The following is a 16,570-nucleotide window of genomic DNA, read 5'->3' as shown; positions in this document are numbered from 1 at the left end:
GTCCGGGCGACGGTACGCCGCACCGTCCCACGATGAACTTACTGCCGAGAGTTCACACTCAGCGCCCGTAGAACGGTCCTTCACTGAGGCGCCCTCGACCGTCCGGTCAGGGCCAAAAAACGCATATGGATGCTGGTCTGCCCGATTCCCGCATGACCCGCCCGAGAAAAAGCCCGGTGAAGGTGCCCCAACCGGGACACCTCTAGGTGGTCCTAGGGGCCTCCACTGCCACCTTTGTCGCGTGTGGCCTAAACGACCGATTGTGTACCTAACTTTTGCTACATCACCGGGCCGGGTTAGCGGGGAAGGGCCGTGATCCATTCCGAGAAGTCGGTGAGCTCGGTCCCGGTGAGCACCGCGGCGGGGCCTCTGTCCATGGGGTCAGCGAGGAGGGCCAGCGATTCGGCCGGTAGATCCTTGGGAGTCACTCGGCTCGAAGGGTTGCACCCTGCCAGGATGCGACGCCGCCAGGCACGTCGGGCTTGATGGTCTGTTGCCGGGGGAATCGTTCTTGCAGATAGGCGACGATGTCGTCATAGCCGATGCTGATCGTGGTCGCAGTGAAGAGCATCTTGCCGTTGACGTCTCTGACGTCGACTCCCCCGAAATGGTTGAGCGCCGGACGGACCGACCCGATCTCGGTCAGTGCGACGACCCGCGTCGCTCGGAACCAGGGCCGGACCGTCAGGTGGTCGTCGAATACATCGACCCGGAACCGGCGGATTCCAATGGCCAGGACGACGAAGAGAGCTCCGGCCGCCGTGATCCCCGCCGCACCGATAAGGGGACCCGGCTCAATAGGAAGTAGGCTTACCATCTGGGTCTCCATCAGGGGTCCTTCCCGACTTCAAGGAGAGCAATGATTCGCACCAGTGCAGCCACTGCAGCCCTGTCCTTCGCCGTTCTGATGGGCGTGGCAGCTCCTGCCATGGCCGCGGAAGAAACGGCCCCTGCCACCGAGCAGACCCAGGAGACCGACGACAGCGGCGACGCCGGCCTATGGGGCCTGCTCGGACTTCTCGGCCTGGCCGGTCTGCTCAAGCGGAACAAGAAGGAACACGTCGATCACGTCCGCACCACTGGCGCGACCCGCGTCAATGACGTGAACGGCCCCGGACACTAGTTCCACCAGCGCTAATCAGCACTGATCAGTGTTCTGACATGGTGAAGGCCCGCTCATATGAGCGGGCCTTCACCATGTCCGGGGTCCTGTCAGGGTCACCGGGGAGTTGCCACCCATCTCAGTTGTCGCGATGGTGGCGGAAATCGGTGGTCGTTGCCTGTGCTGTGAGGCGTTGGGCGCTGTGGTTTAGAGCGCTTGGAAGAGGTCAATCATCGCGTCGGGCGAGGACTGGTGGGAGTCCTGGCGTGTCAGGTATATCGCGCGATCGATGATTTCCTGGGAAATGACGACGACTTTGCGGTTCGTGTGCTGGCTGTAGGAGCTGATCCGCTCGAATGCTTCGGCGGCATTGAGGCCTGCGCGGCCCATAAGAAATCCTTTGGCCTGCTCGATCACGGCCCGGCTGAGTGCGGACGCGGCGACTGCCTCGTTGGCGATCTTGTGTGTATCGACGTGGATGGAGTGGATGAGGTCTACCACCAGTGCCCATACCCCGACCGGCTGCTCGTCCTCGGTCTGGATGAGGTCCGCGGAGATCAGGAGTTTATGCGTGTGTCCGTTGAGATCACGAAGGGACGCGTAAACCGACGATGGCCCACCGATAGTGGTGACTTTGGTCCAGAACGCCCGGACGGCGTCCCGATCTGCCGGGTCGACGTGCGACATGCCGAGCTCAAGGGTCGGGACGATGTCGCCGCGCTCGTACCCGTGGATCCGGTACAGCTCGTCCGACCAGTTGTAGGTGTCATCGGCGAAGTAGTGCTCGACGGTGCCGGTAGGGCAGTCGATGAAGTAGTCGACACTGGACGCGGACGCGGACGCGGACGCGGACGCGGACGCGGACGAGGGAGAAGGCCCAACGATGGAGGGCATGGGAAAGCCGTTCGACGAAGGTGGAACGAGCTAGCGTCTTAACCCGTACCTGGAACAGCAGACTGGCCCTACGACCCGGCCCTACGGACCCAGAGGTTCCCTGGAGCGGCCCGTAAGTGAATCGGCTTACGCATGCTTGTTCTGGTTTGCCCGCAACGTCAGTTGTCGGAACTGCCTTTCTGGCTCCCGGGATGCAGAACTCGTTGCCCGCCGGGTCCGCGAGCTCAGTCCACGGTTGCACGCCTCGAGCGATGTCAATCTTGTGGGCACCACGAGCCACGATGCGGTCCATCTCGACGGTTGGATCGTCCGGACGAAAGCCGAGGTGGAGGCAATTCGTGCCTTCTGGTCTGTCACCGGCACGAAGACCAACCCTGCACCGTCTCCCATAGATCTGCAGTGCGGCGCTCTCCGGCGTTAGTTCGTCGGTGTCTAAACTTATGACGTCGCCTTGCTGGTCCGTGTTGGTCCGTGTTGGTCCGTGGTGGGTCGGTGAAGGACGTGGAAGAACTAACAGGGCGATCGTCGTAGGCAATGGTTTACGTGACTGACTGTCGAGTCCATGGAAGGGTGAGGAAGATGCCGGGCTGGTCCTATCTCCTTGTCATCGCCGTCCAGGCGGTGGGCGGGTGAGCGGGGAGGATCTATCCGGTCTCGATGGGTTGTGTGCGACACTGTGTGCGTCATTCATCGAAATGCTGCCAGTAACGGGGGCCGCGCTGTCGGCGTTCAGCGGTTCCGCGCAGGAGACCAGGCTGCATGCCAGTGATGAGCTAGCCGCAAGGCTGGATGAGTTGCAGTTCGACCTGGGGGAGGGCCCGCGGTGGGAGGCTGCTCGCTTGAGGGCGCCGGTCCTCCTGCCGTATGTCCGCTCGATGCCCCACGAGAGGTGGCCCGTCTTCGGGAAGGCCCTGACAGACACCGATGCGCAGGGCCTCTTCGTCTTCCCTCTCGTCGTCGGCGCCATGGATATCGGGGTCGTCGAACTCTATAGGACCACCCCAGGGGACCTGAGCGAATCCGAAATGGTCACCGCACGCGCGCTGGTCGACGGGGCGGCCTGGAGTCTGCTGCGGCGAGTCCTCGTCCCGGAGTCCGGGAACGGTTCCCCCGAGATTGGTCTGTCCCCGTCACGCCGTGAGATACACCAGGCAACCGGTATGGTGCTCGCTCAGGTTGGGGGGACAGCGGCCGACGCGTTGCTCCTGCTGCGGGGGTACGCCTTCGCGCATGAGCAGACGGTACGGGAAACTTCCATCGAGGTCCTGGAACGCCGGCTGGATTTCACACCGCCCCCAACTCCCTGATCGTGCGGCAAGGGGCCGTAAAATTGGGTTTATGGACATATCTACCCGCGCTGCCCGGGTCAGTGCTGCGTTCGTGAGGATCGCGGACACCCTCGTCGACGAGTACGACGTGCTGGATCTGCTGCACACCCTCGTGGATGAATGCGTGGACCTGCTCGATGCGACCGCCGCCGGACTGATGCTGGCCGGCCCGGACGGGGTCCTGCAGGTGTTGGCCTCCACCAGCGAGGAGAGCCATCTCGTGGAAGTCCTGCAGCAGGAACTGGGGGCCGGCCCCTGCGTCGAGTGCTACGTCACGGGCGTCCCGGTCACTATCCGGGACATCGCTGGCACCGGAGACCGGTGGCCCGAGTTCAAGGACGCGGCCGCAGCGCAGGGGTATCAGTCGGTTCACGCCTTCCCGATGCGGGTCCGCGGCAGGACCATCGGCGCGATGAACCTGTTCCGCGTCGACAGGGGTGAACTCAGCGACGAGGATGTCGCGATCGGCCAGGCGCTGGCAGACGTGTCGACGATCAGCATCCTGCAGGAGCGCACCATCCAGGAATCGGCTGTGGTCAACGATCAGTTGCAGCGCGCACTCAATAGCCGGATCCTCATCGAGCAGGCCAAGGGCATGATTTCCCACATCTCGACCGTGGACACGAACGAGGCCTTCGAGCGACTCCGTGCCCATGCGCGCGCGCACAACACAAGCTTGCGCGCCACGGCAGAAGCGGTCCTGAACCGCACCCTCTCGCTCTAATCACTCCATCCCTTCCAGACCGCAACAGTTACCCGACTGACCGTCTGCGATGACGACCCGGTTCTACTGTCTGAGAGCAATCGGTATGACCCCTGCTGTCGGTGAGCCAGTAAAGTCCCGGCCGCTACCCGCGACTTGATGTTGCCCATGACAGCGGAGGGACTTGGGCCTGAAGTTTTGGGTTGCTGGTGTCGTGGTTTTACTTCTACTGTGGGCGCACGGGCGCCGTCCGCGCTCGGGCAGGCGGTGCGGAATGCTGGTGTTCAGGGTCGATGTCATGGAAGACGACGACGGGCTTGCGGTGACCTGTGCAGATGTTCCAGCGGTATGCCACCGAATTGAGTCTTTGTGGGATGCATGTAGTGTTCGAGGCGTCCTGGCCCGGCAGGCCGGGGTGGCCGATGACCTATTGTGGCTGCAGATCCGTGCCCGTATCGGTGCGATGACAGTCGTTTCCGATGTTCATCCCTTGCACTGGGTAGCATTTCACACAGTCGTTCGTCCCTCCCATCCCGTGTTCGACCAACCGAGTCTGGTCTTTGATCACGCCGCTGGCGCCCTGCAACACGAAGCGGTCCAGGCAATACGGCAGGGTCGTACGCATACCCAAGTGAAGTTAATCCTGTCGTTCCTTGATGGAACAAAAGTATCCTTGTCCCACCACGGAGGCCACCTACTGCGTGACGTGGTTGATGAGACGCAGACGAGCGGGGACTTAAGCTCCTGGGTGCGGGCACACCTGACAGGACGGCCCGACGCAGAGGATCAGTGGCGCATGCCCATCGTCGGCGTTCAGGTGGGGACTTTCGGCCCCGAAACATCAGCGGCCCGCCGATACCGATAGTAGGAATGCAATTCGTACAGCCGACCGGTCCGATCGCGTGTGCTCTGGCAGCACTGACCCTGTCGGCAACAGGTCCTATCTGATAGGTACGACGCCAGGATTCAGAGTAAGGAATTTCTCCTTCAGAGGTGCCGTGAGGCTCAGCAACGTGGTGTGGAGTTTGATCCTATGCCTCCCACCAATACCTCGTTTCCGCGGAGGTTTCCATGAGCCATTGGGTCAGGAGTTCATCGGGGGCCTCGTCGCGTTCACTGGGGCTGCTGGGCCTCAGGGCCCAAGGTATGGGACCGCGATGAGGGGCCCTAGGAGGCGGAGGCCGTTCGTCGATGAGTTCGTTGACCGCGTGCGCAAGAAGATTACACTCCTCCAAGGGCAGAGAGACCAGCCCTTCAAGGTAGGCGCGGATGCCGAAGAGGTCCACGACACCGGTGTATTGGGCGTAACGCCGCCAGGCATACAAGCAGGAAATGTTGGAAGCGGACATCGCTGCATGGATGAGGACGCGCTGCGTCTCTTCCTCCTTGTCCGGCAACGTCACCGCGGCCGTCCTATCCCCACACTGCCCGACCCGGGACCGTGCGGATCCCCTAGTTCTTGAGTGTGCGCTTGTGCGGCTTCGATTGCGTCCAGGAGCACCAAGGAGTTTGCCGAGCCGCCGGTGTGGCTGCTGGTGTTGACGGCGGCGAGAACGTCAGCATCAACTCCCCGCGATGCTTGTGAAGATTCACCCAGTGTGGGAGCACCACTGTCCCGCGTTTTATCTGTCAGGTGGGCAGTATCCTCCACCCGGTGTTTGAGGAATCGAGAGGTGGGCCGGACGCGGTCGTAGTGCGTTGCAACGACCAGGTGCGTTAGATCTTTGGTGGCAGAAAGACCGAGAATGCTCATCGCCCGCTGCAGGTCATCCTCTATCGTACGTACCGGAATGGGTAGCACGAGGGCAATCTCATCGCACGTGAGGCCACCACTGGTCATCACCGCGATCACCGCCTGGCGATCACTCAACGCCTCCACGTGCGTGGTGTTGTCCGCCCGGGGCACCATCGTGACCCCATGACGGAGATTCGACTCGTCCGGGTTCTGGTGTGTCTGCCTCATGGCACTCCCTGCTGGCACGGCGTATACGGCTGTGCGCCAGGGTCTGGGGCGACAGAACAAGACTCTCTTTCCGACGTCCCAGTGTCAAGGAAAGATTGCACGCGCTCGTTTGCTATTAGGGCTTTCGGCGGTATGGCTTGGCCACCGGCGTAGGTCGGCCAGTGCCGTCTGCGCGTGCCGGTGAAGAATCCGATGGCGCCACCAGATCACCCCTCCGGTTCTTCTTCGTGTCCGACTGATTTCTCCTGGAGGAACTGGCATAGTGATGCGGCGACCAGCAGTTCCGCGGCGAGCCCCTGCAGCTCGGGGGCGGTGAGTGTTGTGTCGCTGTCGCGCATCCCGAATGTGATGGACCACCGCGGGTCATCGACGGCAACTGGTTGCATGTAGATTTCGGTGCCGTCATCGCGCAGCGGAACTGTGACCAGGCCGGTATCAGCGCCGTCGACCCCGTCCTGAACGAGGACGGTGATCAGCGCACCTCCTTCCCGTGTGTCTCGGAACTCTTGAACCCAACGTTCAAGGGTCTGGCGACTACGAAAAGGCATGCATGCTTCCTCTCCTCAGGGTGAAAGGCACAGAGCAGGTCAGCCTTCCAGGACGAAACGGGCGAAACCGGTCCCCATCCGCAGCGGGTGGTATCGGCGCTATGTATAGAGCATTCGGTGCACCACGTATTCCGATCAGGTGCCTGTTGTACCCGGATGGGAGGCAATCCACTGTCGGGCATCAAGGTTGGCGATCCGCCGGTACAGGGTTGCCCTAGACATGCCGAGGTCGCGGGCGACACGGGAGACGGGTTGGCCCTGCTCGATGAGCCGACAAGCGTTGGCGATCTGACTGTCAGAGAAGATGGGTCGCCGTCCGCCGAGGTCCGGGCCGGCGTCGCGGCGTTTGGTGTTGGAGTCATCGTCGCGTTCTCCCACTTCCATGACAGTGCTGGAAGTGCCCTCGCCGTAAGCGCTGAACGTTCCCTCGGAGGAACTCTGGATGCAGAGGACAGGAATAACGGCTGGGACCGAATGGGCCGGGAAGATCCGTTCATCCGAGAAAAGTGGGCAGCTATCCGCAGCGCCGGATTCAGTATCAGGCTCGAATCCGACACCACCGTAGGAGATATTCTCGGCGTTGCTCTTCCGTTAGGAACTGCGATCGGTCTCCTCGTTGCGGGAGCAACCAATAAGGTCTGCGGTCCCTACGGATCTGTCAAACGCGACCCCTACACCCATCAGGACCAGCCATCCGTCGGGTTCGAGGTAATCATCTACAGATGAAAACTGTCTTCCAGGATACGGAATGCACCACTGAAGCGTTCCCAGACACTTGAAAGCCGGAAAAAGCCGCCAACCACGACCGGCGACTGTGGCCGCGGCGAAAGCCCGGTTTCCTCCTCGCGGTGCAACCCACTGCATGGCATGTGGTGTATCAGCTTCACCACCTCGAAGACGCCGCGCATCGTGGACGCCGACCAGTACGTCCACAACGTCACATCGACGAAGCAGAACCCCTACAGCACTGCGCGGGGCACGGCCAGCAGCGGTGTACTGCTCCTCGCCGACGTGAACGCCACAAGCCGGTACTGGCACTACTACAGCCGGTAAACGCGTTGGCGGCGGGCAGGGAAGTACACCATGCCTACCGCTCATCCGCCGATGGTTCCACTTCTGCTCCGATCATGCCCCGGAGCGTGGTCGACGGAATACCGTCCGCGAGAAGCTGGGGACCTTTCGGGCTTCTAGCGTCGGGGCTGGACTGTGAGGGTCTGGTACTGGGGGTTGTCGGCGAAAAATGTATGTGCCAGGGGGCATTGCGGGATGAGGCTCAGGCGCCGTTTGTGGGTGTTGAGCACGATATGGCGCATCAGGGTCGCGTCAATGCCCTGGTCCCGGAATTCGGGGTGTTCCATGCCCGCGATGAGGATGACCTGTCCGCCGTTCATCGTGTACTTCATACATGCGGCGAGGTCACCGTCGAGGAAAAGCTCGAAACGGCAGTACAGGGGGTTGTCGCGGAATGTTTCCTTGACCTGGTGCCCTGTACCGGATTGAACACCGCCCTCGGTGGCTAGCTGTGCGCGGTACTCGAGCTCACCGGCGATTATCTCGTAGCGTTCGATGGCCCCGGTGGGAGGGTAGTCGGTATCCATGATCCGGTAGGCCTGGTTCACCATGACCCGCAGGTGCCTGGTCGGCAGTGCCGCGAGGTCCTCGGGGGTCAGGGTTCCCTCCAGTACGGCGCTGTCCCGCTCACGGCGGGCGGCCCGGACTCGGGGCGCCTGACTGTCGCGGCGGGGATCGGTCGGGGAGGTGACTGTGCCGGACTCATCCAGCGCGAGGGCTGTGGATGGTTCGGTGTGGTCTGGGTGCAGGAGTTCTGTCATGGCCGTTCCTGTGCTCGTGATGACGACGGCCTTTGTCTGGACCCCGGTGTCACGACGAGGGTATCGGTAAGACACTGGAAAAAGACACCGAGTCGTCTTACAACTCGCTGTATGACAGCGCCTTGGGTTGGTCGTTCAGACCCAGATGTGCAGCTGGAGCTGCGCGGCGAGGCATCTGAGGGCTTGTTCATCCTCTTCGCTGAAGGTCCTCGGCTGATCGTCGATCAGGCAGAGGGTGCCGATACGCCAGCCGTCGACTGTGCTGATGGGGTGGCCGGCGTAGAAGCGGATCCCTGGGCCGTCGGTGACGAGGGGATGATCCCGCCATTCCGGGTCGAGGGCGGAGTTGGTGATGACGAGGGTGCGGTCTTGTTCAATGGTCGTCGCGCACAACGCCAAGCCCGTGGAAGGTCCTGGTCGATGGGTCCGACGACGGACTTGATGACCTGCGCGTCTTCGGTGAGGGAAATCGTATCCGTCGGGGGAGAGAGCCACGTCACGAAGGTAATCGTCGTACCCGGAGGACGACGCCGCACCCTGATTGCTATGGTGCGCGCCGTCAACCATGGAACCAGTGCTGTCCAGCAGTTCATGGACGGCGTGGGCGAGCAGGTCGCGGTCCGGTGCCGGGAGCATTACCAGGCCGGACAGATACCCCTGGACGTCGAACTCGTCCGCGTCGCCCGTGAGGCCGAAGTACACCATGAATACGTCCTTGGTATCCAAGCTCGCTGCCCGGACGGTCTGAATCGCGCTCCACTGCTGCACGTACTCATTCAGCACGTTCGATCCTCCACCGGATCCTCGAGGATCACGCGCAACGTCATCTTCCTGCGGGCTTCATGCCGGGACATTAAGGGACTCGCTGACCTAAAGGTGCCGAGCATTGATTCCACTGACAGCTGTCACTCCCATCACGATGGCAGTCTGATTCAGCACGACAGCTGAGGAGCCGAGATCGTGTTGCAACCGACATCGCAGTCCTGAAATAGCACGACTGTTGAGGGATTGTCCGCGAGTTCCACTAACCGTTAGGTTTTGGTGACACCTCAGATTCTGACCATGACACTCGCGCGCCTTACACGACCATCGATGTGCAGGGACCCACTCCCGATGCGAGATCCACCGCTGGCTTACCGAGGGCAGCAGAATATTAAGTGGTTCCATTGGCTTCACGTGTCTAGCAGTAGGCAGATGCCACTTGGGGGCGGCAGGAACGCTATGCAACGTACGTGTCCTGCCGCCCCGCCTCAGCACCGCAGGCATCCGGGCAACAGGCGGAGAGCCTGCGCAAATCGAACAACGAGCAGGCTCCCGGAACTCTAGTGAACAGCGGCTTTGTACTCGACCGGGCGCATGATGTGAGCCAGCTACGAGTTATTCGAAGTGGGTGGTCGGCGTTTCATCGCTGGTAGTGGCGACGACGCGGGCTGCGATGTCGCGGAGCTTGATGTTCCGCCCGCTGGAGGCTGCTTTGAGGATCTGCATGGCCTTTGCCTGGCTGCACCTGTTCTGCCCCATGATGATGCCGGCGGCAAGGTCGATGACGGTCCGGGATTCGAGGGCCGCACTGAGGTGGGTCTCCTTGTCGGACAGGTGCGCGATCCGTACCGCCAGACGCAGGGATCTGGACGCTTCCCGGGCGAAGACTTCCGCAGCCGCGGCGGCTTCCGGCGTGAATCCATCCACCGTGTTGGAGTAGAGGTTCAGCGCGCAGTCAGCTTCGCCTTTGAGGGGAATGGGCACGCCGAGGATGGAGAGCATGCCGTGTTCGGCGATGGTCGCGAAGTACTCGGGCCACCGGCCATCGATGCGCGTGTCAGGGACGTAGACGGTCTCCATGGTGCGGGCTGCGGTGAGGCAGGGTCCGTTCCCGTAGGAGTACTGGATTTTGTCGAGCTTCAGGGCTTTCTCGCTGCTGCTCGCCACGGTTTCGGCGTGCCGTGGTCGCAGCAGTGTCACCCCGCAGAACACCTCGCGTCCCGGGTCGGACAGTTGCCGTGCCGCGAGCTGCGCAAGAGTACCGAGGAAATGCTCCACGCCCGGACTGTCGAGGACCAGATCCTGCAGGTCCGCTATTCCGTTGACAGCCACTACGGGACCGTCCGGCTGAGCACTTGGCGTCGGGGCGGGTGAGGCGGCCTCGGCGTCGAGGGTGAGGAGGGGTTGATCGTTCATGATTCTCCAATCCAAGAGATCAGCGTTCGCGGAGCGGCAGCGCCCGGAGAACCCGGAACGCGGCGATGATCATCACTACAGCGCTCTTTCACTGACGACATTCTTAACGCTACGCTCCGGGTCCTAATTAACCCCACGACAGCCCAAACGTCTGCAGCCGAACACGGCGGAAGCCACTTCCAGGCGTCAACCAAATCCGTACGATGCTTGGACCGACCGACCCGGGCTCTTCAAGTTGCCCCCACGGGTAGGATCTACCCGCGGTACACGTAAGCTCTGCCGCCTCATGAAGGAAGACCTTTGACTGACAGCCCGGAAGGACATCCGCAGGCAGGCACCTCGCGCCGCGTGATGCACTGAAGCAGAAGTCGACTGCTCAGGAGGTGATGAGTGTGAAGGGTCGCTACTTCGTGCTCGCCCTCGCTTTGATCGGCGGTCAATCCATGACGGCGTGTACCACCGAAGCTGCCGGCGGGCTGCAGGAGTCCTCAGCACTCCAAGTGCTCGTTTCAGATGAGCAGCGCGACGGTCGATTCGGGCCTGAAGCACTCTTTGAGAGCGTCCTGCTCACCAGTAAGGACGAATGCCTGCTAGCTCACGCCTCGGACGGCACGATCTACAACATCGAGTTCCCCGCCGGCACGCACTTCAACGACGCAGGGGAGCTCGACATTGGGTTCGACACGATTCCGCTGGGCCAGCAGGTGTCCCTGGGTGGTGGATATAGCGAGGCGCCCGAACTGACGGAAGCCTTGCCGGGTTCATGCACAACAGGCGCGACCTTTATGGTTTACACGTCCTGACCGTCCGCGATCGAGCGGTTCGGTAGTCGATCCCTTAGCGGGACGGCACGATGGCCTTATCGGCATCGCTAGTCAGCGACGGTAGTCGTCCGCCTCGCCGTGGTTGTCGTGGTCCTGGCCTTGGTCGCCGCCGTGGTCCTCGAGCCGGCGTAGGAACGGTTCGAATCTGGTGTGGAACGCAATACCAATACTTTGTGCAGACTCCTGTGCCGCCAGGGCCAGCAGGTCACGCTGAGCCTCCGGTAGCATCATCATCCCCACTGTACAGAGGGCCACTTCCTCCTCGGATGCGCTACCTGACATCGCAGAATACTCCAGCCACACATCGTGCAGATCAAGGTCCTCTTGCAGGAGCATCCGCACGAACTCCTGCCGCTGCTCCTCGGCGTTCAACACCTGAACCACCCTCATGCTTCCTCGGTTCCGCTCATCGTCTCGAAGGCCGCAGTGAAGGGGACTTCACGAACAGAATGAGGTTGCAGCTCGCGTCCAAAGCCCCTACCTGCTCAGGCTTCGCGAACCTTAACGTCCTCCTCGGCCTCGGCCCCGGCCCCGGGTTTGGTCGTGGCGGAGGTGTCAGCTGATGCGTCGCGGATCGCCTGCCGGCGATCGAGCTCTTCACGTAGCTCGTGGTGCTGGCCGTCGGTCTCGGCACCCACCTCACCGTCGCGGACGTACTGCAGGTCCCGAGCCCGGTGATTCCTGCTGTTGAGGATGTCCAGGTCATCCCGGTCTATCAATGTCAGATCCTCGGGGAAGTCCTTGCCTGGATCCAACCTGCTGTTATCACTCACGAAAGGCCTCAATCACGTACTGGCAACTGAAAAAGCCCCGCTTCTAGAGGCGAGACCGACAATACCGCAGCGGCTCCTTGTTCACTGGACCTATGAGTGGACACGTGTCCGGTGGTCCTCCGTGAACGCACCGAGGGGCGCCGCATGTGCGGCGCCCCTCGGTGTTCCTGGTTCTACTGGTTGACCTACTACCGGCGGGTCCACCGACCAGCATGTGTCTCTAGCGTCGGAGACCGGTGGTGTCGGCGGGATCCGTGCCGTCGGCGTCGAGGAGTTCGATCTTTTCCTTGCGCACGTCGCTGGTGACGGTTTCCTGCTCGGTGACCGTTTCCTTGTCGAGGCGCACGCGTTCGACAGGCACGGCTTCCTTCTCCACGACCGGGCGCTCTGCGTGAAGGATCACTTCGTGCTCCTCCTCGCTGATCGCCGGACCATCGTAGGCGTCGCCGCGGTTGGCGTTGGTGATGGGCTCCCGCTCGATGCGTACTTCCTCGTGGGACACGGGAATGGTCTTGGTGACGGTCTCAGTCACGACGTACTTACGCAGGCGGGCGCGGCCGACCTCGCGGCGCTCGGTCCCAACATGGAGCTGCTCCTCGGAACGGGTCATCGCCTCGTCGGTGGTGGGGCCAGAGGTGTCGTGGCCGACGGTCTGGCGCGAACGGTCCAGGCGCTCGTCCCCGGCCTGGTAACCAGCCTCGTAGTTTGCAGTCCCGGTGGTACCGGTCGTGGTGGTGTCGACGTAGTCGGTCGTGCCGGTGGTTCCGGTGTGGCCGGCAAGCCCGTAGTGGCGGTACAGGCGGTCTTCTTCTTCGGGGCTGAGGTCACCGTCGGATTCGATGCGGGGTGCGTCCTTGACCTGGTCCTTCGTGTATCCGATGGTGACATCGTTGCCGGTCACGTTCGCGCCCTGCAGGGGTGCGAAGGACTCCGAGGTACCGAACAGGCCCGTCTTGACGGTGACCCAGCTCGGGTCCTGGGTCTGATCATCCAGGTAGACCTGGCCGACGGAACCGATCTTGGAACCATCGGATGCCAGGACGTGGCCGCGGCCGGAGAGGATGGTGTCGATATTGTTCTGCGTGATCATGTACTGCTCCCTAGAGGTCAGGCGAATCGAATTAGCTGTGAGATTAGTTGTTGCGGTTACGGGCGGGTTCTCAGTGCCCGGTGCAACAGTTTTCTCGCCGCGGCCACCGTTGATGGTGGTATGCAGCGTTAGTGGTGGCGGTGCAGGGCTAGCCGTTGAGGCCGGCCTGGTGGTTGATGCCGACCTGGTCGACTTTGCGGTGGAAGTGCATGCCGGCTTTGCCGCCGAGGATCGCTCCGATGAGGGGGACGAGAACGGCGATGGCCAGGCCGATCAGACCGCTGGCGGTCAGCAGGCTGCCATCAACCGGAATGCGGGGGGCGCCGCCGATGCTGGAAAGGATGTTGAACTGGCTGCCGGCGAGGGCGGCGAGGATTGCGACGACGATGGCGATGATGATGCCCCACAGCCATACGGCGACGCCCTGCTTCACACCGTCGAAACGGGCCATGCGGCCTGCGACGTAGCCGCCGCAGTAGTAGGCGAGGAACAGGACGATGGCGAGCACGATCCCACTGATGATGCTGAGGGTATCTGCGTTCTCGGTTGCCTGGTTCGCGGCGTCCTGGGCGCCGGCGGTGTTCGCGGCTCCTACGCCGGCACCGATTGCGGTTGCCAGTGCGCTGAGCAGGACGGTCAGTCCGATGGCGGTGAGCCATCCGAAGAACGCCGAACCCCACTTGATGCCGCCGAAGCGTTCCTTCTGCGCGGCGACGACGTCGTTCTTCCGTGCCCTAGGAGTACTGGCCCCCGAGGTGTTGTCATTTGCCATGTCATGTCCTTCACATAGGAATTGCAGGTGCAGTGCAGCTAGCGTGCGCTTCCCGGACGGGAGGTTCGAGGCCAGCCCGAGGACGAACATCTCACCATCAGAATACCTAAGTAAGCTGATAATCAGCGTCCTTGCCTTCTTGTCGGCTGCGCCCTAACGTGGGGTTGACATTGCTGTTGAGTCGTGGAGACGCCCCTGGGCCGGCGCCTCATTCGTATCAAAAGCGTTTGCGCATGGAAGAAACACTCAAATCCGGTCTGGCCACCGTGAGCAGCCCAGGAACGGTCCTACCAACGGCGCCCACCGCATCTAGGACGCCATCTGCGGCTTGGAGGTCGTAACGAGGTGACGAATTCGGTCAAGAAGTTACGGGGCACCCAGCACCTCGACTGTTGAGGACGAAGTACTTGGAGAAGTACTTGGAGAAGTTGGGCGTCAGCGTGGGGCGGCACCGCAGAAGGGGGGAAGGGTGCTGCTTAGCCGGCGGTGTTCCTTCCTCGTTTCGTAGGACTCTCTGCTTCATACGGAAGGTGAAAGGCGGCCGGGGCGCGCAACCGGATTGCAGGGTTCCGCGCTCAAGGCGCACCGCATGTTTGGAGCGCAGGGTTAGTGGTTCGAGGAGGAGGAATCGGGATGGCGTTGTCAGCGCAGGAACGCCGGCAGTGGAACGAACTCGAGCGGCAGCTCGTAGCCGGGAGTCCCCAGGCGGGGCAACTGATCGAAGGCTCCGGGTTAGTGCGCTATGTCGCCAGGACCACCGGTGCGGTGCTGACGTTGGCTGTGGTGCTGGTGGCGTTCATGATCGTGGTTCTGGCTGTCATCGTGAAGGTCCTGCTGGTCGGTGTCCTGGGTTTCGTCCTCATGATCATCGGCGGGACCGAGTTCCGCTTTCCGGGCTCGGCGGAGCGGCCCGCTGGCGTGCTCGGCAGGACAGCACAGAGGACCCTGTGATGGTGGTCGACTGCTGGTCTACCCTGCAACTGCTGTCCCTCGCGGCTCGCGCCGTGCAACGGGAGACAGCGGCCTATCTCAAAACGCTGGGGCTACCTCAGCTGGGTTATTACGTACTTGAATATTTAAGTGAACGAAGCCCGATGCTGCAGTCCGAACTCGCCCGCCTGGTCCTCGTCCGACCCCAAACCATCGGGACCGTCCTGGCCACGCTTGAGGACAATCAGTGGGTCACCCGGCAGCACGGCCTGAGGCAGAATCAGGTAGCCGTGAGCATCACCGAGCAGGGCCGGGCTCTTCTCGCCGTAACGCAGCAACGCCTTCGAACACTCCAGCTACCAGGCGATATTGAGGCCCTCCGGCCGATCCTTGCCACCATTATCAACCGCGCCATGTAAAACCAGGGATGCAGCCCTGGCAGGGTGGTATCCGCAACACTGCCAGTCCCGGAGTGGGCGCGGCTCACGCGCGAAAAGCGGCAAACGGGTGGCAGGGGATGGGGGGCGGAATGCGACCGACGCGGTCACACTCCGCCCCTACTTTTGCTTGCTCAGCAGGTGGGTCGGTTCAGATCCCGAGCGGGTCGATCGTCAGTTCTTCTTGAAACCGTCCTTGAACTTTTCACCGGCCTGCCTGAGGTCTCTCTGGGCCTGGTCGCCCTGGTCCTCGGCTTTCTGGTTCTCGTCACCGATGGCATGGCTGGTGGCTTCCTTGCCCTGAGCGATGAGCTTCCGCGCCGCGTTGCTGATCTTGTCGTCCACCCCCCTGACGCTCCTCCTTGTCTTTGAGTTCTCGTGCTCTCGCGATCCGCCCTGGAGCCGAGAGCCCCCAATGTAGGCCCGGCCAGCACATGCGAGCAGGCCACCGAGGTGAACACGGAATTGCTGCTCCACACAGTGAGCTGAGGTAATGCGCGGCGCCGTCGTAACACTTCGGTTCTCGGTCCCTGTGCCCCTAGATCCGTGTGTGAGCTGATCTTATTGTCCCGCGAACCGGTGCTGAAGGGGTGTTGCTGACGGTGACGAAGACCTGTGCTGTCTGGTTCTCGTCACTCAGATCGAGCAGGACACGCTCCACAAACACGCCTTCCTCGCCTAGAAGAGTCACTTCAGTACCGACAGCTGGATTGTTATTGCCGGGTCATCGGACCACCGTCGGCACGGTCCTCGTACGGGGCAGTTCACTGTGTGAGGCTCTTCGCTTCGCTGCACAATCAGATGGTCAGTGTGCTTATGATCGATCGTGTCCCGGCTGCTGATAGTGGAACGCCAGAATGGGAAGTAAGCTTAGTAGTTGGGCCTTCTTCTGAAGGTCCAACCATCCTTTGAGGAGAGCCATGATTCGCACAAGTGCAGCTACTGCAGCCCTGTCCTTCGCCGTGCTGATGGGCGTGGCAGCTCCTGCCACCGCCGCGGAAGAAACGGCCCCTGCCACCGAGCAGACCCAGGAAACCGACGACAGCGGTGACGCCGGCCTGTGGGGCCTGCTCGGACTTCTCGGCCTGGCCGGTCTGCTCAAGCGGAACAAGAAGGATCACACCAACCACGGTCCTGCTTCCGGTGCGACCCGCGTGAACGATGTGAACGGCCCCGGCCACTAGTTTCCTCCGGAA

The 16,570-nt window shown here is 62.1% G+C and carries 23 protein-coding genes; 8 read left to right on the top strand and 15 right to left on the bottom strand.

All coding sequences use genetic code 11. From position 1 onward, the window contains the following. Positions 1 to 296: 296 nt before the first annotated feature. Positions 297 to 428, bottom strand: coding sequence for a hypothetical protein (locus tag ACX80H_RS09120; protein WP_459312698.1), 132 nt, complete (start codon positions 426 to 428; stop codon positions 297 to 299). Beyond that, positions 425 to 829 carry a hypothetical protein gene (locus ACX80H_RS09115; RefSeq protein WP_459312696.1) on the bottom strand — a complete coding sequence of 135 codons (405 nt, stop codon included), beginning with the start codon at positions 827 to 829 and terminating at the stop codon, positions 425 to 427. Before ACX80H_RS09115 ends, ACX80H_RS09120 begins: the two co-directional genes overlap by 4 nt. A gap of 30 nt (positions 830 to 859) precedes the next feature. Here ACX80H_RS09115 and ACX80H_RS09110 point away from each other — a divergent pair, with 30 nt between their 5' ends. Next, positions 860 to 1,123 (top strand): WGxxGxxG family protein, encoded by a 264-nt coding sequence (locus ACX80H_RS09110; RefSeq protein ID WP_459312694.1) that lies wholly within the window; start codon positions 860 to 862, stop codon positions 1,121 to 1,123. 186 nt (positions 1,124 to 1,309) lie between these two features. On the opposite strand, the gene ACX80H_RS09105 is transcribed toward ACX80H_RS09110, so the two are convergent. Together ACX80H_RS09105 and ACX80H_RS09100 are read right to left on the bottom strand one after the other, a co-directional pair. Beyond that, positions 1,310 to 1,987, bottom strand: coding sequence for a PAS and ANTAR domain-containing protein (locus ACX80H_RS09105; protein WP_459313396.1), 678 nt, complete (start codon positions 1,985 to 1,987; stop codon positions 1,310 to 1,312). Then, positions 1,869 to 2,531 (bottom strand): VOC family protein, encoded by a 663-nt coding sequence (locus ACX80H_RS09100; RefSeq protein WP_459312692.1) that lies wholly within the window; start codon positions 2,529 to 2,531, stop codon positions 1,869 to 1,871. Before ACX80H_RS09100 ends, ACX80H_RS09105 begins: the two co-directional genes overlap by 119 nt. 94 nt (positions 2,532 to 2,625) lie before the next feature. Between ACX80H_RS09100 and ACX80H_RS09095 the strand changes: the two genes are divergently transcribed. Together ACX80H_RS09095 and ACX80H_RS09090 are read left to right on the top strand one after the other, a co-directional pair. Continuing rightward, on the top strand, positions 2,626 to 3,303 hold the full coding sequence (locus ACX80H_RS09095; protein ID WP_459312690.1) for a GAF and ANTAR domain-containing protein: 678 nt from the start codon (positions 2,626 to 2,628) through the stop codon (positions 3,301 to 3,303). A 31-nt stretch (positions 3,304 to 3,334) separates the two neighbouring features. Next, positions 3,335 to 4,048, top strand: a complete 714-nt coding sequence (locus ACX80H_RS09090; RefSeq protein WP_459312688.1) for a GAF and ANTAR domain-containing protein — start codon at positions 3,335 to 3,337, stop codon at positions 4,046 to 4,048. 1,378 nt (positions 4,049 to 5,426) lie between these two features. Here ACX80H_RS09090 and ACX80H_RS09085 read toward each other — a convergent pair. The 3 genes from ACX80H_RS09085 to ACX80H_RS09075 form a co-directional block, all read right to left on the bottom strand. Then, a complete protein-coding gene (locus ACX80H_RS09085) occupies positions 5,427 to 5,990 on the bottom strand; it encodes a hypothetical protein (RefSeq protein WP_459312686.1) in 564 nt (187 codons plus the stop codon). A gap of 206 nt (positions 5,991 to 6,196) precedes the next feature. Continuing rightward, positions 6,197 to 6,538: a hypothetical protein gene (locus tag ACX80H_RS09080; RefSeq protein WP_459312684.1), complete on the bottom strand. Its 342-nt coding sequence runs from the start codon at positions 6,536 to 6,538 to the stop codon at positions 6,197 to 6,199. 135 nt (positions 6,539 to 6,673) lie between these two features. Beyond that, positions 6,674 to 6,922: a helix-turn-helix domain-containing protein gene (locus tag ACX80H_RS09075; RefSeq protein ID WP_459312682.1), complete on the bottom strand. Its 249-nt coding sequence runs from the start codon at positions 6,920 to 6,922 to the stop codon at positions 6,674 to 6,676. A 483-nt stretch (positions 6,923 to 7,405) separates the two neighbouring features. Here ACX80H_RS09075 and ACX80H_RS09070 point away from each other — a divergent pair, with 483 nt between their 5' ends. Beyond that, positions 7,406 to 7,591 (top strand): hypothetical protein, encoded by a 186-nt coding sequence (locus ACX80H_RS09070; RefSeq protein WP_459312680.1) that lies wholly within the window; start codon positions 7,406 to 7,408, stop codon positions 7,589 to 7,591. A 134-nt stretch (positions 7,592 to 7,725) separates the two neighbouring features. On the opposite strand, the gene ACX80H_RS09065 is transcribed toward ACX80H_RS09070, so the two are convergent. The 3 genes from ACX80H_RS09065 to ACX80H_RS09055 all read right to left on the bottom strand — a co-directional run bounded on the left by ACX80H_RS09065 (position 7,726) and on the right by ACX80H_RS09055 (position 10,548). After that, positions 7,726 to 8,370, bottom strand: coding sequence for a GNAT family N-acetyltransferase (locus tag ACX80H_RS09065; protein WP_459312679.1), 645 nt, complete (start codon positions 8,368 to 8,370; stop codon positions 7,726 to 7,728). 135 nt (positions 8,371 to 8,505) lie between these two features. Further along, on the bottom strand, positions 8,506 to 9,153 hold the full coding sequence (locus ACX80H_RS09060; protein ID WP_459312677.1) for a GAF domain-containing protein: 648 nt from the start codon (positions 9,151 to 9,153) through the stop codon (positions 8,506 to 8,508). A 594-nt stretch (positions 9,154 to 9,747) separates the two neighbouring features. Next, on the bottom strand, positions 9,748 to 10,548 hold the full coding sequence (locus ACX80H_RS09055; RefSeq protein WP_459312676.1) for a GAF and ANTAR domain-containing protein: 801 nt from the start codon (positions 10,546 to 10,548) through the stop codon (positions 9,748 to 9,750). 386 nt (positions 10,549 to 10,934) lie between these two features. Here ACX80H_RS09055 and ACX80H_RS09050 point away from each other — a divergent pair, with 386 nt between their 5' ends. After that, positions 10,935 to 11,351, top strand: coding sequence for a hypothetical protein (locus tag ACX80H_RS09050; protein WP_459312675.1), 417 nt, complete (start codon positions 10,935 to 10,937; stop codon positions 11,349 to 11,351). Positions 11,352 to 11,423: 72 nt separating this feature from the next. Here ACX80H_RS09050 and ACX80H_RS09045 read toward each other — a convergent pair whose 3' ends face one another. The 4 genes from ACX80H_RS09045 to ACX80H_RS09030 form a co-directional block, all read right to left on the bottom strand. Then, positions 11,424 to 11,762: a hypothetical protein gene (locus ACX80H_RS09045; RefSeq protein WP_459312673.1), complete on the bottom strand. Its 339-nt coding sequence runs from the start codon at positions 11,760 to 11,762 to the stop codon at positions 11,424 to 11,426. 95 nt (positions 11,763 to 11,857) lie between these two features. After that, complete coding sequence (locus tag ACX80H_RS09040; RefSeq protein WP_459312671.1) at positions 11,858 to 12,145, bottom strand: hypothetical protein; 288 nt, start codon at positions 12,143 to 12,145, stop codon at positions 11,858 to 11,860. A gap of 220 nt (positions 12,146 to 12,365) precedes the next feature. Then, positions 12,366 to 13,235 carry a YsnF/AvaK domain-containing protein gene (locus ACX80H_RS09035; RefSeq protein WP_459312669.1) on the bottom strand — a complete coding sequence of 290 codons (870 nt, stop codon included), beginning with the start codon at positions 13,233 to 13,235 and terminating at the stop codon, positions 12,366 to 12,368. A gap of 148 nt (positions 13,236 to 13,383) precedes the next feature. Next, positions 13,384 to 14,007: a hypothetical protein gene (locus ACX80H_RS09030; protein ID WP_459312668.1), complete on the bottom strand. Its 624-nt coding sequence runs from the start codon at positions 14,005 to 14,007 to the stop codon at positions 13,384 to 13,386. A gap of 633 nt (positions 14,008 to 14,640) precedes the next feature. On the opposite strand from ACX80H_RS09030, the gene ACX80H_RS09025 reads away from it, so the two are divergent. Both ACX80H_RS09025 and ACX80H_RS09020 read left to right on the top strand, forming a co-directional pair. Further along, positions 14,641 to 14,958 (top strand): DUF3040 domain-containing protein, encoded by a 318-nt coding sequence (locus ACX80H_RS09025; protein WP_459312666.1) that lies wholly within the window; start codon positions 14,641 to 14,643, stop codon positions 14,956 to 14,958. After that, complete coding sequence (locus ACX80H_RS09020) at positions 14,958 to 15,356, top strand: MarR family winged helix-turn-helix transcriptional regulator (protein ID WP_459312664.1); 399 nt, start codon at positions 14,958 to 14,960, stop codon at positions 15,354 to 15,356. Before ACX80H_RS09025 ends, ACX80H_RS09020 begins: the two co-directional genes overlap by 1 nt. 192 nt (positions 15,357 to 15,548) lie before the next feature. On the opposite strand, the gene ACX80H_RS09015 is transcribed toward ACX80H_RS09020, so the two are convergent. Next, a complete protein-coding gene (locus ACX80H_RS09015; RefSeq protein WP_459312662.1) occupies positions 15,549 to 15,719 on the bottom strand; it encodes a CsbD family protein in 171 nt (56 codons plus the stop codon). Between the two features lie 575 nt (positions 15,720 to 16,294). On the opposite strand from ACX80H_RS09015, the gene ACX80H_RS09010 reads away from it, so the two are divergent. Continuing rightward, positions 16,295 to 16,558, top strand: a complete 264-nt coding sequence (locus ACX80H_RS09010) for a WGxxGxxG family protein (protein ID WP_459312660.1) — start codon at positions 16,295 to 16,297, stop codon at positions 16,556 to 16,558. Positions 16,559 to 16,570: the final 12 nt, after the last annotated feature.

It is taken from the genome of Arthrobacter pasteuri, assembly GCF_054510955.1.
The sequence above is the reverse complement of the archived record's forward strand: the minus strand, read 5'-3'. Positions and strand labels throughout refer to the sequence as shown.